The organism is Proluteimonas luteida (assembly GCF_021191695.1).
Taxonomy (GTDB): domain Bacteria; phylum Pseudomonadota; class Gammaproteobacteria; order Xanthomonadales; family Xanthomonadaceae; genus Luteimonas; species Luteimonas luteida.
In genome coordinates, this window is record NZ_JAIWPT010000025.1 from 1 (window position 1) to 13,072 (window position 13,072).

Genomic DNA, 13,072 nt, shown 5'->3' on the forward strand with positions numbered 1-13,072 from the left:
TGCTGTTCCTGTTCGTGGTGTTCAGCGTGCTGTTCTTCGCCATCCGCGCGATCCTGCGGGCACGCCGCAGCCCGACGCCGACCGCGAAGGAGTCGCCCTACATCGAGCTGACCCCCGAGCAGCAGAAAGCATGGCTGTGATGGCCGCCGCCGGAGCGATCCGCTGATGGCCGCTACTGAGCCGCAGCATGGATCAACCGGAAGAAACGGGGCCGATGGCCCCGTTTCTTCCGGTGCTTCTTCCAACTAACTGCCTGCAGGGGCAGAAGTCCCCCGACACCGTTCTCGATCGAATCGCGCAAGCGCAGGGCGGATCGCGCGCCTGCGACCAAAACAGCCCGGGTTCCCTGCCCCGGCGAATCCGGAATCCCGGATCCCGGTTCTACGGATACAGCATCCGCTTGCGGCAGTCGCCGGTGACGTCGCATTCGTAGAGCCAGCGCTCGTGCAGGCGGTACTGCGCGCCGTACCAGAACTCAATCCGGTCCGGGCGCACCCGCAGGCCCGACCAGCGCGGCGGCCGCGGCACCTCGCGGCCGGCGAACTCCCGCTCCAGCGCCTCAAGGCGCCGTTCGAACGTGGCGCGCGCGTCGAGTTCCTCGGACTGCTTTGAGGCCCAGGCGCCGAGCTGGCTGCCGCGCGGCCGCGAGGCGAAATAGGCATCGGCCTCGTCGTCGGCGACGATCACCACCGGTCCCTCGATGCGCACCTGCACGCCCTGGCGCACGCGCGGCCAGTGGAACAACAGCGCGGCCTGCGGGTTCTCCTGCAGCTCGCGGCCCTTGCGGCCATCGAGATGGGTGTAGAACACGAAGCCGCGCGCATCCCAGGCCTTGAGCAGCACGGTGCGCGCCGACGGACGTCCGTCGAGCGCCGCGGTCGCGACGGTCATCGCGGTGCGGTCGGGCTCGCCGGCGGCCTGGGCCTCGTCGAACAGAGTGGCGAACGTGGTCAGCGCTTCGGACAGCAGGGCAATGGTCGCGGTCATGCGCCGATGATCGCCCCGGCGCGCGGCATTGTCGAACCCTGCTGCGGCATCCGGCCCGTGCGCGGCTGCGCTATCGTACGCGGATGCCGCCCTCTTCCGCCCCGCGCTGGTCCGACACGCTGGTCGCCGGCCTGCTCGACGACATCGTCGCCGCCGATGTACGCGTGTTCGGCATCAGCGGACTGCAGGGCACCGGCAAATCGACACTGGCCGGACAACTGGCCGATGCCGCCGGCGCCCGCGGCCTGCGGGTCGCGGTGCTGTCGCTCGACGACCTGTATCTCGACCACGACGTGCGCCAGGCGCTGGCGCGCGACGTGCACCCGTTGCTGGCGACGCGCGGACCGCCGGGCACCCACGAGGTCGCACTCGGTTGCGCGGTGCTCGATGCGCTGCGCGCCGGCGATGCGGTGCAGTTGCCGCGTTTCGACAAGCTCGGCGACCGCCGCCTGCCGCACGCGCAGTGGCCACGGGTGGAGGCCATCGACCTCGTGCTGTTCGAAGGCTGGTGCGTCGGCGCAACGGCCGAGGACGACACGGCACTGGCCGAGCCGGTCAATGCGCTGGAGCGCGACGAGGATCCGGACGGCCGCTGGCGGCGCTGGTGCAACGCCGCACTGGCGCGCGACTATCCCGCGCTGTGGCGGCGCATCGACCGGCTGCTGTTCCTGCAACCGCCGGGCTTCGAGGTCGTCGCCGGCTGGCGCTGGCAGCAGGAACAGGCGCTGCAGGCGGCCGCGCCCGGACGCGCCGGCATGGACCGTGCCCAGGTCGCCCGCTTCGTGCAGCACTACGAGCGCGTCAGCCGGCAGGCGCTGCGCACGCTGCCCGGGCTCGCGCATGTCACGATCGCGCTGGATGCGGCGCGCAACCCGCAATGCTGAAACGCCGGAAGCGGTGACGCCGCGCGAACCGGTATGCGACAGTTGCGTCGTGCGTGCGCGTGCCTCTCCGCGCCGCGGCCGGATGCCGGAGGGATCATGCCTGCCAGGTTCCATCTTTGCCTGACGATCGCCGCGTTGGCCCTGCTGCCCCTGCCTGCGCCGGTCCGCGCCGACGATGGCGTCCTGCAATGCACCCATGGCGACGACGGCCAGCATGCGACCTTCCGCGCATACGATGCCGGGCGCGCCTCGCTGTCGGGCAGGATCGGCGGCACCAGTTTCAACTGCCCGGTCGCGATCGAGGATCGCCGGATCTGTGGGCCCGGCTGCCACATCCCGCCCAATTTCCGCCTGTATGGCCGGCTCGATCCGGCCGACTGCAACGTGTCCGGCCCGCAGCGCGACGCCTGGAACCCGGACTGGCTGACGCGCGAGCCGACGGTTCATGTCTCGGCCACGGCGCAGCACCTGTACTGGATGTCGTCGGGACGATCGCCATGCACCGTCTTCCGCATCGAACCCGGCTTCGCCCGCGCGCACGGGGTCGAAAACGGCATCGCGGAACAGGTCCCCGTCGATCTGGCCGTCTATGCCGGCCTCTACCCGCACGACCCGGTTGCTGGCGTCCGCCTGCTCGACCATCCGCTGTTCCGTGCCGCCTGGGAAGACATGCCGCACGATGCGGAACTGCGCGGCCATCTGCTCGACGGTTCCAGCCCCTGGCAGCCGGTCCGCCGCGAAGGCCAGCTGCTGATCCTCGAAGGCTGCCAGGCGCATGCCTGCATCGCCCATGACTGGACACTGCGGGTGGACGCGCGCGGCGGCCACATGGATGCGTGCCGCCATGATGCCCGCAGTACGCCGGTGGCCACGCATCACTATCGCAGTGGTACGCCGCCACGGCAGGATGCCGCAGGCTGCGGGCCGGAGTGAAAGGCCGAGAGCAATTCGTCCACCTACTGCAACCACCGTCGAACGTCTGCGACGCCGCGCCGTGCGCGTGCGGCGCCCCGACGGCAACACCGGGACTGCGGGAAACGCCACGACGTGGACGCGCCGTCCCTATCCGGTCACATCGGAAATATCGTTGCCCCGCCACGGATCGGGCAGGCTCTGCTGGGGACAGAAGCGGAATTCCGCCGACTCGCCGTACTCGAAGGTGATCCGGTAGCGATCCTCGGCGAGGATCTCGTACGCCTGCGTGAACTCGTCACGCTCGTGTTCACGGCCCGGGGGCGCCTGGCGGTTGCGACAGCTTTCCTCGACGCGGTAGCGCGACTCGGCGATGCGTTCGATCCGCACGAAGCTGCACTCACCGATGCCGTCGCGCCGCACCAGCGCCAGGGTCGCGGACGATGCCGCGCCGCACTCGGCGTCGGTGCGCACGTAGAAGCCGGGCCCGAGCGGCAGTCCGTCCAACACCTGCGCTTCGGCCACCTGCGGCGCATCCACGGCGACAGGCGCCTCCCCGGCCGCATCGCAGGATGCGCCTGCCACGGCCAGGATGCAGGCGAACGCCACGCGTGCCGGATCGTTCCGGATCATCGCCATGTCTTTACCTCTTTTCGGTGATTGCGAATACGGCGGCGCGGCGGCCACGATGGCCTGGTCCCGGATCAATACGGCGAACGCCAGCCGTCGCTGGTCTTGACCAGCGTCATGCTGCTCTCCACCGGCTCGACCGCACCTTCGATCTCGGCGAAATGTACGGGCTCCACCCACTTCGGTGCGTCCTGGAGCGTCCAGGTGTAGGTCACCTCGGTGTAGCGCGCGCCATCGCCTTCGGCCGGCTCGGTCCAGCGCACGATCTCGTGCAGGCGCCGGCGGCCGATGCACAGCCCCTTCCGGCTGTCCCAGGCGCCGGCCTGGCGGCCCTTGCCGGTGAGGTCGATGGACCAGCGGTTCCGGGAGGCGTTGCCGATGCGCAACTGCTCGCCCAGCGGCAACTGGCTGTTCGGGTTCTGCAGGTCGAGGATTCCGGCCTCGACCGCACCGACGAGGACCGGCTCCCGCGCGGGCGAATCGAATCCGAAGTCCACGGTCACCGGCCAGGACACGGCGTTGTTCTGCAGGGACCAGCAGACGGGTTCATGGCGCCGCTGCAGTTCCGCGTCGACGATCTTGCCCAGCGCGCCTTTGGACAGCCCGTCGCCACAGCCGGCCAGGGCCAGGGCGGCAAGGGCGAGGGGAAGCATGGTGGCCGTCTTCACTGTGTGGTCTCCCGCGGATCGTGGTGGTCATCAAAGAGGGACATCTGTCGCCTGCGTGCCGGCGCGCGGCACACGCCGCCATTGCTTGTTTGCTACTTCTTGCGCCTGTAGCGGAAACCCATCGGCCCGGACAGGGTGTCGTCGTCGATCCGGGTCAGCACCAGCGCCGCATGGGTGCCTGCCTCGGGATTGGTCAGGCGGATCCTGTCGCCGTCGACCTCGTACCGCATCTCCGCCTCCACTGCCGCCAGCGGCGAGGACTGCACCACCTTGCCGTCGCCGTGGAAGGTCAGGCTGGTCAGCCCCATCTCGTCCTCGAACGTGCCTTTCAGGTCGTCGCCGCAGGCCGCAAGCAGCAGCATGGACAGTACGGCCGCGATCGTCCTCGCCTTCACTCGCGTCACTCCCCTTGGCTGGCGTCGTCGAACCGGAGTTCACCGAGCACCGTCGGCTGCTGGTACCTGGTACTGACGATCGCGTAGCGCAACAACGTCGCGGTCAGTTCCGGGCCACCGCTGCGGCGATCGATGCCGGTGATGCGCAGCCGGCTGTCCAGCATGACGTGGCGCTGTCCGCCGTTCTTCGCCAGCACGTCCTGTGCGGCGGCGGTATCGAGCGCCCAGAAGTTCAGCTCGCCAGGATTGTCGATGCGCAGGCTGACCGCTTCGTCGCGGAACGGATTCGGCGCGGGACGCGCGGAGAACCGGAACACGCTGCCGGGCGTGAACGCATCCAGGTAGTAGCCGCCGCGCGATCCGTCGTACTCGCCGATCCTCGCGTCGACGTTCAGGCGCAGCAGTCCGATGCCTTCGGTGCCGTCATAGACCGCCTGCAGCCGTTCCCGCTCCTGTTCCCGCACGTCGGCGCGCTCGAATTCGTTCGCCGAAGCCACGCGGTGCTGCGCCGCCGCCCATTCCGCGATCGGCGGTTGCCGGCCCTCCAGCCGGTAGCCGAGCAGCACCATCTGCAGGTCTTCGGGGTAGGCCAGCTCCCGGGCGCCGAGGCCAGGCGCGACCGTCGCCGCGTCCGCCGCGCGCGCTCCGCCGCCCCGCGCAGGCGCCGTGTCCGCACCTTGCTCCCGGCGCGGCGGCGCAGCCCCTCCGGCATTGCCTACGACCGCTTCCACCGCGGGTCCTTCGCCGCCTCCGCAGGCCGCCAGCGAAAGCAGCGTGGCGGCCAGCAGCGCCGTGCGCACGCACCGCGGCGCGCGATCAGAGCCGGACATCGCCGGCCTCCCCTGCCTGCTGCACTTCCGCGTCGCGTCGCGCCTGGCCGAGCTGGCGCAGTTCGGCCTGCATCGCCTCCACCTGCGAGAACAGCTCGCTCTGGTGCAGCATCGCGCTGCTCACCTCCATCGCCAGCCCCGGGTTCTTGCCGCTGAGCAGCACGCGCGTACGGATGCTTAACCCGCAGCCATCATGCCACCGCGCGTTGGTATCGCCCTTGTGCGCATGGACCGCGCCGCGGCACTGCCCGAACATCGGGTTGGCCTCGGCCAGCGGATTGCCGGCGCGATCGAACACCCACTCCATGTCGCGGCTTCCCGCCGAGTAGCCTCTCGGCGCATCCGAGTTCTCGGTGATCTGCGGCGGGCCGTACTTGGACACCAGCGCATCCAGCAGCGCCTGCACCGGCGGCATCTCGCCCTCGCGGAACGTCTGCGTGCGCCAGACGCCGAGCGCGGTTTCCTTCCCCGGCGCTCCGGGCGTGGCGACCGTGACGATCTCGTCGACGTGGCCCCATTTCAGTCCACCCTCGCACTGCTGCCATTCGCGCTGGAAGTCGCAGGGGCGGTGGTCGCCCTTGCGCACGGTGAAGGTCTGCGTGCCGAGCTCGACGCCGTAGGTCTCCAGGCGGTCGAGCCAGCGGTTCCCCGCCTTGACCTCCGCGTCCTCTCCGAGCGCGCAGCGCGCGGTGGCCAGCGCCTCGTCGGCGGTCATGCCGGTCCGGATGCCGATGATGTCGGGGCCGGCCAGGTCCTTGCGGACCGGCGGCGGACAGCGCAGCGCCGCGCTGCCATCGGCGACGGCCGGATCGGCGGCGCCGACCGCGGCCGCCGATCCGTCGCCGGAGGCGGCATCCCCGTCCTGTCCGCCTCCGCAGGCTGCAAGCGCGAGGGCCGCCGCCGCGGCCAGGAAGAAGCATCGATGTGTCTGCATGTGGTTCATCCGCATGGTCCCCGGTGAGGTCGCCGGATCGTCGGGGCATCCGCCATCGTGGGTCCTCACGCCGCGCTCAAGAAACCTTCAAGCCCGTGCGCCTCCCCGGGTCAGTCCAGCAGCACCACCTCGACCCGGCGATTCGCCGGGTCCTCGGGCGCGGCCGGGCGCTTCAGGCGGTCCTCGCCATGTCCGTGCACGTCGAAGCGGTCGCCGGGAATCCGGAAAGCGTCGACCAGGTAATCGCGCACCGTCCGTGCGCGACGTTCGGACAGCAACCGGTTCGCCTCCGCGCTTCCGACCGCGTCGGTGTGCCCGTGCAGGCCGACGCGCCGCTGCGCCAGCGCCGGCGACAGCAGGACGCGACCCAGTTCGTCGAGCTGGCGGGTGCCATCGGCGCGCAGGCTGGCCTGGCCGAAGTCGAACAGGATGTCGAGGTCGATCCGGCCATCCGCGGACAGCACCGCGCCGATGTCGCCGGCATCCACCAGCCCCGGCTGCGCCACCGGCATCGCGATCGTGCATTGCGCCGGTGCCGGCGTCGGCGACGGACGACGCCCCAGGTCGAACAGCTTGCAGCCCGAGGCCCCGGCGACCTGGCCGCTGAAGCGACGGCCTTCGGCGTCGACCTCGCCGTCGAAAGACACCACGCGGTATCCACCGGGGCGCAGCAGCCATTCCCCGCCCCTGAGCCGCAGGCGTCCGCTGCCCGGGTCGTAGTCGCCGTCCATGGTGAAGCACCCGGTCGGCACCTTCGGATTGCGTGGATCGGCGTAGAAGTGGAACAGCGCCCGCGCGCCGGCCGGCGTCGCCTCGGCGATGGTCAGGGTCAGTCCGGTCAGTCCCTGCGCGCAGACATAGGTGCCGACCCATTCGCCAAGCACCGTGCGCTGGCCCTCCGGGTCGCCGGACTCCGCACTCGCGGGCGCTATCGCGGACAGGGCGGACAGCACGCATGCCATCGCCGCGAGCAGGCGGGTCCGTGGCTGCGGGTCATTGCGCATGGCGTGGTCTCCGTTGCATCCCGGCCCAAGGCTGGACGCCAGGCCGCCGGCAGTCCTCAAGCGGCCTTCAAGAAACCTTCAAGCCGTCGCTTCACCCCTGGCGCCGGCCGTCTCCCCGCACGGCTGCGCTCGCTATCATCCGCACATGCCCCGCGACCCCGCCGTGCCGCGCGATACCCGTCTGTACCGCTGGCGCTTCGGCGCGGTGGAGTTCGACGAGGCGCGCTACGAACTGCGGCTGGCCGGCCTGCCGGTGGAGATCGAGCACAAGCCGCTGCAGGTGCTCGCCCTGCTGCTGCGCCACGCCGGGGAAGTGGTGACCAAGGAAGAACTGTTCGACACGGTCTGGGCCGGCCGCGTCACCGTGGACCATGTGCTCGCGACCGCGATCGGCAAGTTGCGCAAGGCACTGGACGCCAGCGGCGAGGGCCGCATCACCACCGTGCCGCGCATCGGCTACCGCTTCGGCGGCCCGGTGGAGCGCATCGCGGTCGGCCAGCGGCTGGGCGGCGAACTGAAGTTCGAAGCGGGGCAACCCGTCCCCGGGCGCGAGCACTTCCTGCTGGAACGACCGCTTGCCCAGACGCTCGGCAGCGAAGTCTGGCTGGCGCGGCAGCCACGCAGCCGCGAGTCGCGCGTGTTCAAGTTCAGCCCCGGCGGCGAACAGCTGTCGGCGATCAAGCGCGAAGCCACGCTGATGCGCGTGCTGCGCGACACGCTGGGCGAGCGCGCGGATTTCGTTCGTGTCATCGACTGGAACTTCGAATCCGAGCCCTATTTCCTCGAATGCGAATACGGCGGCGAGGCATTGCCCGACTGGACGGCCAACCACGACCTGCTCGCGCACCGGGACCAGGCCGAACGGCTGGACTTCTTCCTCCAGATCGCGCGTGCGGTGGACGCGGCGCACGGCGTCGGCGTGCTGCACAAGGACATCAAGCCGGCCAACGTGCTGGTGAGGCAGCGGCCCGACGGACGCTGGCAGGCCTGCCTGACCGACTTCGGCAACAGCCGGCTGCTGCAGCCCGAGCGCCTGGCGGAACTGGGCATCACCGGACTGGGCCTGACGCTGACCGGCGCCGGCGGCAGCGACGGTTCCGGCACGCCGCTCTACCTCGCGCCGGAGCTCATCGCCGGGCAACCGCCCACGGTGCGCAGCGACCTCTACGCGCTCGGCATCCTGCTGTACCAGTGGATGGCCGGCGACCTGCGGCGGCCGATGGCGCCCGGCTGGGAACGCGACATCGCCGACCCGCTGCTGGTGGAGGACATCACCCGCGCCACCGACGGCGATCCATCGCGGCGGCTGGGCAGCGTCGCCGAGCTCATTGAACGGCTGTCGTCGCTGCCGCGCCGCCGCGAGGACGCCCAGCGCAGCGCCGCTGTCGAGCGCGCGGCGCAAGTCGCGCAGCGGGCGCTGGAGCAGACGCAGGCGCGCAGGCCGTGGATCGTCGCGACCATCGCGGTACTCAGCGTCGGCCTGCTGGCGAGCACGCTGTTCTGGCAACGCAGCGAACAGCAGCGCCGGACCGCCGCGATGCAGGCGGCACGCGCCGAGGCAGTGGCGCGCTTCCTCAGCGACGACCTGCTCGGCGCACTGAGCCCGGGCGGCACCGGCTTCGAGCGCGATCCCGGCATGCGCGAAGTGCTGGAACACGCCTCCGCGCAGATCGCCGACCGCTTCGCCGACGATCCGGCCATGCGCGGCGGCGTGCACGCCGCGCTGGGCCAGGCCTGGCGCACGCTCGGCGACCGCGAACGCGCCGTCCGCCACATGCAGGAAGCCGAACGCCACTATGCATTGGCCTTCGGCGAAGCCGACGAACTGACGCTCAAGACCCGCTACACGCTCGCCCGCAACCTGGCCTATGCCAACGCGGCCGAACAGTTCGCCGAAGCCGGCAGGCTGCTGGACGCCACCGACCACGCCGCCGGCACGCGCCTGCAAGGCGACAGCGAACTGGCGCTGGAAGCGGCCTACGCGCGTGGCGTGTTCCACTTCCAGCAACTGCAGATCGACCCCGCGCTGGAGGCCTACCGTCGCGCCGACCGGCTGCAGCGGCTGGTGCGTCCGGACGACGCGCTGACGGCCGCGACGATCCGCGAGAACCTCGCCGATGCCGCGCTGCGCCAGGGCGACCTGAAAGGCGCCACCGCGCAGTTACGCGCCATGCTCGCCGACCCGCTGTTCGATGCCGGCCGCATCGGCGAGGGCAAGGTCGCCGGCCACCGCATCATGCTGGCGCGCGCGCTGCGCAACCTGGGCCGGTACGAGGAAGCCCTGCCGCTGGCCGAATCCGCCGCAGCCGTCACCGAACGCATTCTCGGACCGGACGATTATTCCACGCTGATCCAGCTGTCGACGGTGGCGAGCATCCACGACTACGCCGGCGACTGCGGCCAGGCGCTGCCGATCGCGCGTACCGTGCGCGAACGCATGGCCGCGCGCTACGGCGAGGAACGGCAGGCCACGCTGATCGAGACCGGCAACCTCGGCTTCAAGGAGCGCGATTGCGGCGACCGCGAGGCGGGACTCGACTACCTGCGCCAGGCCGAAACCGGATTGCGCAAGCACTACGGCGAAGACAACGTCGCTGCGCATAGCTTCCGCTACGCCCTCGCGAATGCGCTCGCCGACGAAGGACAGTACAGCGAGGCGCTGCGGATGGCCGAGGGCCTCAGCGCCACCGCGCTGACCGCCGGCGACTCCACGCCCGGCTGGGAGCATCGCCTGCGCGCACTGCGGGGACGCATCCTGCTGCTGTCGGGCGATGCAGCGGCGGGCCTGCCCTTGCTGACCGATGCGACCCATGCCCTGGTCGCGCTCGGCACCGAGGACGATGCCGACATCGCGCAACTGCAGGCGCTGCTTGCCGGCGACCGGACCGTGGCCGGCAAATGACTGCGTCAGTCGACGATGAAGGTGATCCGCAGGTTCACCCGCCACTGGCTGATGCCGCCGTCGTCACCGACGTCGGCCTTGATCTCGTTGACCCAGACCCCGCGGATGCCTTTGACCGTCTCGGCGGTCTTGGACACGCCCAGGCGTACCGCGTCCTCGATGCTGGTGGACGAGGCGGCGTTGATTTCGATGACCTTGGCGACCGACATGGCCTGTCTCCTGTGGCTGCGATGGGGTCCCCACCATCGCGGCACCGGTGTAATCCGGAGTGAGGCTTCCGTTATCCGTGTCGCCCGCCGCGGGCGCTGCTAGCATGCCCGGATGCCATTTCCCCGCACCCTCGTCCTGGTCGGCCCGATGGGCTCGGGCAAATCCTCGATCGGCCGCCGCATCGCCGCGCATTTCGGCCTCGCCTTCGTCGACGTCGACCACGAGATCGAACGGCGGACCGGGGCAAGCATCCCGTTGATCTTCGAATGCGAGGGCGAGGCCGGCTTTCGCGCGCGCGAGCGCCTCGTGCTGCAGTCGCTGCTCGACGGCCCGCCGCGGGTCATCGCCACCGGCGGTGGCGCGGTGCTCGATGCCGGCAGCCGCACGGCGATGCGCGCGCACGGCCTGGTGGTCCACCTGCATGCCGACGTCGACCAGCAGCTGGCGCGGCTGGCGCGCGACCGTTCGCGGCCGCTGCTGGCCGGCGACGACCGCGAGGCGGTGCTGCGCCAGCTCGCCGAGGTGCGCGCGCCGCTGTATGCGGAAGCCGCGGAACTGCGCTTCGAGACCGGCAGCCAGCCGCCCGCCGATGCCGCCGCCCAGCTGATCGCGTTGATCGAATCCCACCTCGCGCGCCCGCCGCGCCCCGCCACGTCCGGATCCCGCATGACCGAAGCACACCCGTCCGCCCGCAGCGTCGCCGTCGGCGGCGACCGGCCCTATGCCATCACCATCGGCCCCGGCCTGCTCGACGACGGCGCGCTGCTGGCCGCGCCGGTGCGCGGCAACGCGGCGATGATCGTCAGCGACCGCAACGTCGCACCGCTGTACGCGCAGCGGGTCGCCGACGCCCTGCGCGCGGCGCGGCCCGGCCTGCATGTCCACACCCACGTGCTGCCGGCCGGCGAAGCGGCCAAGACCCTGGCGCATTTCACCGAGGTCGTGAACGCGCTGGCCGACGCCCGGTTGCGACGCGACGCCACGCTGTTCGCGCTCGGCGGCGGCGTCATCGGCGATCTCGCGGGATTCGCCGCCGCGTGCTGGATGCGCGGCATCGACTGCGTGCAGCTGCCGACCACGCTGCTGGCGATGGTCGACTCCTCGGTCGGCGGCAAGACCGCGGTGGACCTGCCGCAGGGCAAGAACCTGGTCGGCGCATTCCATCCGCCGCGCGCGGTGATCGCCGACACCGGTGCGCTGCGCACGCTTCCCGCCCGCGAGCTGCGCGCGGGACTGGCGGAGGTCGTCAAGTACGGCGCGCTGGGCGACGCCGCGTTCCTCGACTGGCTCGACGACAACGCCGACGCGCTGCTGGCGATGGACGACGCCGCGCTGGCCGAGGCCATCGCCCGCAGTTGCGCGCACAAGGCCGCAATCGTCGAGCGCGACCCGTTCGAGCACGGCGAGCGCGCGCTGCTGAACCTCGGTCACACCTTCGGTCATGCGATCGAGACCGAACAGGGCTACGACGGCCTCAACCACGGCGAGGCGGTCGCGGTCGGCATGGTCCTCGCCGCGCGGCTGTCGGAGGCGCTGGGGTTCGCGAAAACCGAGGATGGCGACCGCCTGCGCGCGCTGCTGCAGCGCTTCGGCCTGCCGGTCGCGCTGCCGCCCGGCCTCGACCCCGGACGCCTGGTCGCGCACATGCGCCTGGACAAAAAGGCGCAGGCCGGCGGCCTGCGGTTCGTGGTCTGGGACGGCATCGGCCGCGCGCGGGTGCTGGCCGACGTGCCGGAGAGCGCGGTGATCGAGGTACTGCGCGCGGGCTGAAGCGCGGCCGCGGCGGGCCCGCAGGTCGCCAGGCGGAAACGCGAAGGCGTCAGCGCGTATCGCTGTCGGAACCGGTCCGGCCGAGGCCCAGGCCGGCCCCCATGCCCATGCCCATCCCCGCGCCCATTCCGCCGCCTCCGCCGCCACCTCCCCCGCCTCCACCACCGCCGCGGCCGCCGCCATCGCCGCCGCGCTTTCCGCCGATCTCGGTCCGCAGCGGCCCCTGGTCGGGGATCGTCACGTCGCGCGGAACCGGCTCCAGGTCCAGCGCCTTGCGGATGAACGCGCGCAGCGACACCACCAGCGTGCGCGTGTGCACGGCCCGGCCGGCCACCATGTCGCTCGCCGCCTCGGCCGCGAGCCGCACCTGCTCTTCGGTGCCGAGCAGGATCACGTCCGACAGCGCGGCCTCCACCGCATCGCGGATGCGCCGCCGGCGTTCCGCGGCGGGTGTGTCGATCGCGTCGCCGTCCCCGGCATCGATCGCGGCCTCCGCTTCCGCCTGCGCCGCCTCGGCCTGCACCAGTTCCGCCTGCGGCTGCGAGCCGGGCCCGGCCAGCGCCGCCCGCCGGCGCAGGTCGCGCAGGTGGGCCGGGTCGACGGTGAGCTCGCCGGTGAACGAGCCGCCGAGCACCTTGTAGGCGGCGATCAGGGTCTTCAGCCGTTCGTTGATCTGGCGGTTCTGGCGCTCGCGCCTGCGCTGGATGATCTGCATGAACACCAGCCGGATGCCGACCACGATCAGCGACACCAGCACGATGCCCAGCAGGGTCGAAAGCGTGGCGTTCCAGGAACTGAAATCGATGTTGCGCATCTGCGGTCGTCCGGCGCTGCATCGCGCGTTGTGCGGGAATGGACACGATCATACGGACAAGCGATCGCCGGTTCCCGGGGCGCCCCGTACAATGCGGCCCAGGCACCTGTCTGCCGCGATGACCGGCAGATG

The 13,072-nt window shown here is 71.2% G+C and carries 13 protein-coding genes and 1 pseudogene; 5 read left to right on the forward strand and 9 right to left on the reverse strand.

Annotated elements, in window-relative coordinates; translation table 11 throughout:
* Window positions 1-381: 381 nt before the first annotated feature.
* Window positions 382-987 (reverse strand): pyridoxamine 5'-phosphate oxidase, encoded by a 606-nt coding sequence (pdxH, locus tag LDO26_RS16680; protein WP_232132227.1) that lies wholly within the window; start codon window positions 985-987, stop codon window positions 382-384.
* Window positions 988-1,070: 83 nt separating this feature from the next.
* On the opposite strand from pdxH, the gene LDO26_RS16685 reads away from it, so the two are divergent.
* Together LDO26_RS16685 and LDO26_RS16690 are read left to right on the forward strand one after the other, a co-directional pair.
* Complete coding sequence (locus LDO26_RS16685; RefSeq protein ID WP_232132228.1) at window positions 1,071-1,871, forward strand: kinase; 801 nt, start codon at window positions 1,071-1,073, stop codon at window positions 1,869-1,871.
* A gap of 96 nt (window positions 1,872-1,967) precedes the next feature.
* Window positions 1,968-2,804, forward strand: coding sequence for an Ivy family c-type lysozyme inhibitor (locus LDO26_RS16690; protein WP_232132229.1), 837 nt, complete (start codon window positions 1,968-1,970; stop codon window positions 2,802-2,804).
* 129 nt (window positions 2,805-2,933) lie between these two features.
* Here LDO26_RS16690 and LDO26_RS16695 read toward each other — a convergent pair whose 3' ends face one another.
* The 6 genes from LDO26_RS16695 to LDO26_RS16720 form a co-directional block, all read right to left on the reverse strand.
* Window positions 2,934-3,491, reverse strand: coding sequence for a hypothetical protein (locus LDO26_RS16695; protein ID WP_232132230.1), 558 nt, complete (start codon window positions 3,489-3,491; stop codon window positions 2,934-2,936).
* Window positions 3,488-4,066: a hypothetical protein gene (locus LDO26_RS16700; RefSeq protein ID WP_232132231.1), complete on the reverse strand. Its 579-nt coding sequence runs from the start codon at window positions 4,064-4,066 to the stop codon at window positions 3,488-3,490. Before LDO26_RS16700 ends, LDO26_RS16695 begins: the two co-directional genes overlap by 4 nt.
* A 107-nt stretch (window positions 4,067-4,173) precedes the next feature.
* Entirely contained in the window at window positions 4,174-4,443 is a 270-nt protein-coding gene (locus tag LDO26_RS16705; RefSeq protein ID WP_232132232.1) for a hypothetical protein, read from the reverse strand.
* A 38-nt stretch (window positions 4,444-4,481) separates the two neighbouring features.
* Window positions 4,482-5,306: a hypothetical protein gene (locus LDO26_RS16710; RefSeq protein ID WP_232132233.1), complete on the reverse strand. Its 825-nt coding sequence runs from the start codon at window positions 5,304-5,306 to the stop codon at window positions 4,482-4,484.
* Entirely contained in the window at window positions 5,293-6,240 is a 948-nt protein-coding gene (locus LDO26_RS16715) for a hypothetical protein (RefSeq protein ID WP_232132234.1), read from the reverse strand. Before LDO26_RS16715 ends, LDO26_RS16710 begins: the two co-directional genes overlap by 14 nt.
* A 110-nt stretch (window positions 6,241-6,350) precedes the next feature.
* The gene (locus tag LDO26_RS16720) at window positions 6,351-7,244 is read right to left on the reverse strand and encodes an OmpA family protein (protein WP_232132235.1); all 894 of its coding nucleotides are present in this window, start codon (window positions 7,242-7,244) and stop codon (window positions 6,351-6,353) included.
* Between the two features lie 145 nt (window positions 7,245-7,389).
* Here LDO26_RS16720 and LDO26_RS16725 point away from each other — a divergent pair, with 145 nt between their 5' ends.
* Complete coding sequence (locus LDO26_RS16725) at window positions 7,390-10,146, forward strand: protein kinase domain-containing protein (protein WP_232132236.1); 2,757 nt, start codon at window positions 7,390-7,392, stop codon at window positions 10,144-10,146.
* Between the two features lie 5 nt (window positions 10,147-10,151).
* On the opposite strand, the gene LDO26_RS16730 is transcribed toward LDO26_RS16725, so the two are convergent.
* Window positions 10,152-10,355 carry a dodecin family protein gene (locus LDO26_RS16730; protein WP_232132237.1) on the reverse strand — a complete coding sequence of 68 codons (204 nt, stop codon included), beginning with the start codon at window positions 10,353-10,355 and terminating at the stop codon, window positions 10,152-10,154.
* Window positions 10,356-10,467: 112 nt separating this feature from the next.
* Between LDO26_RS16730 and LDO26_RS16735 the strand changes: the two are divergent.
* Window positions 10,468-11,007, forward strand: a pseudogene (locus tag LDO26_RS16735) (shikimate kinase); the annotation flags it as partial.
* Window positions 11,008-11,022: 15 nt separating this feature from the next.
* A complete protein-coding gene (aroB, locus tag LDO26_RS16740; protein ID WP_232132255.1) occupies window positions 11,023-12,126 on the forward strand; it encodes a 3-dehydroquinate synthase in 1,104 nt (367 codons plus the stop codon).
* Window positions 12,127-12,175: 49 nt separating this feature from the next.
* On the opposite strand, the gene LDO26_RS16745 is transcribed toward aroB, so the two are convergent.
* Window positions 12,176-12,940 (reverse strand): hypothetical protein, encoded by a 765-nt coding sequence (locus tag LDO26_RS16745; protein WP_232132238.1) that lies wholly within the window; start codon window positions 12,938-12,940, stop codon window positions 12,176-12,178.
* Between the last annotated feature and the right edge of the window lie 132 nt (window positions 12,941-13,072).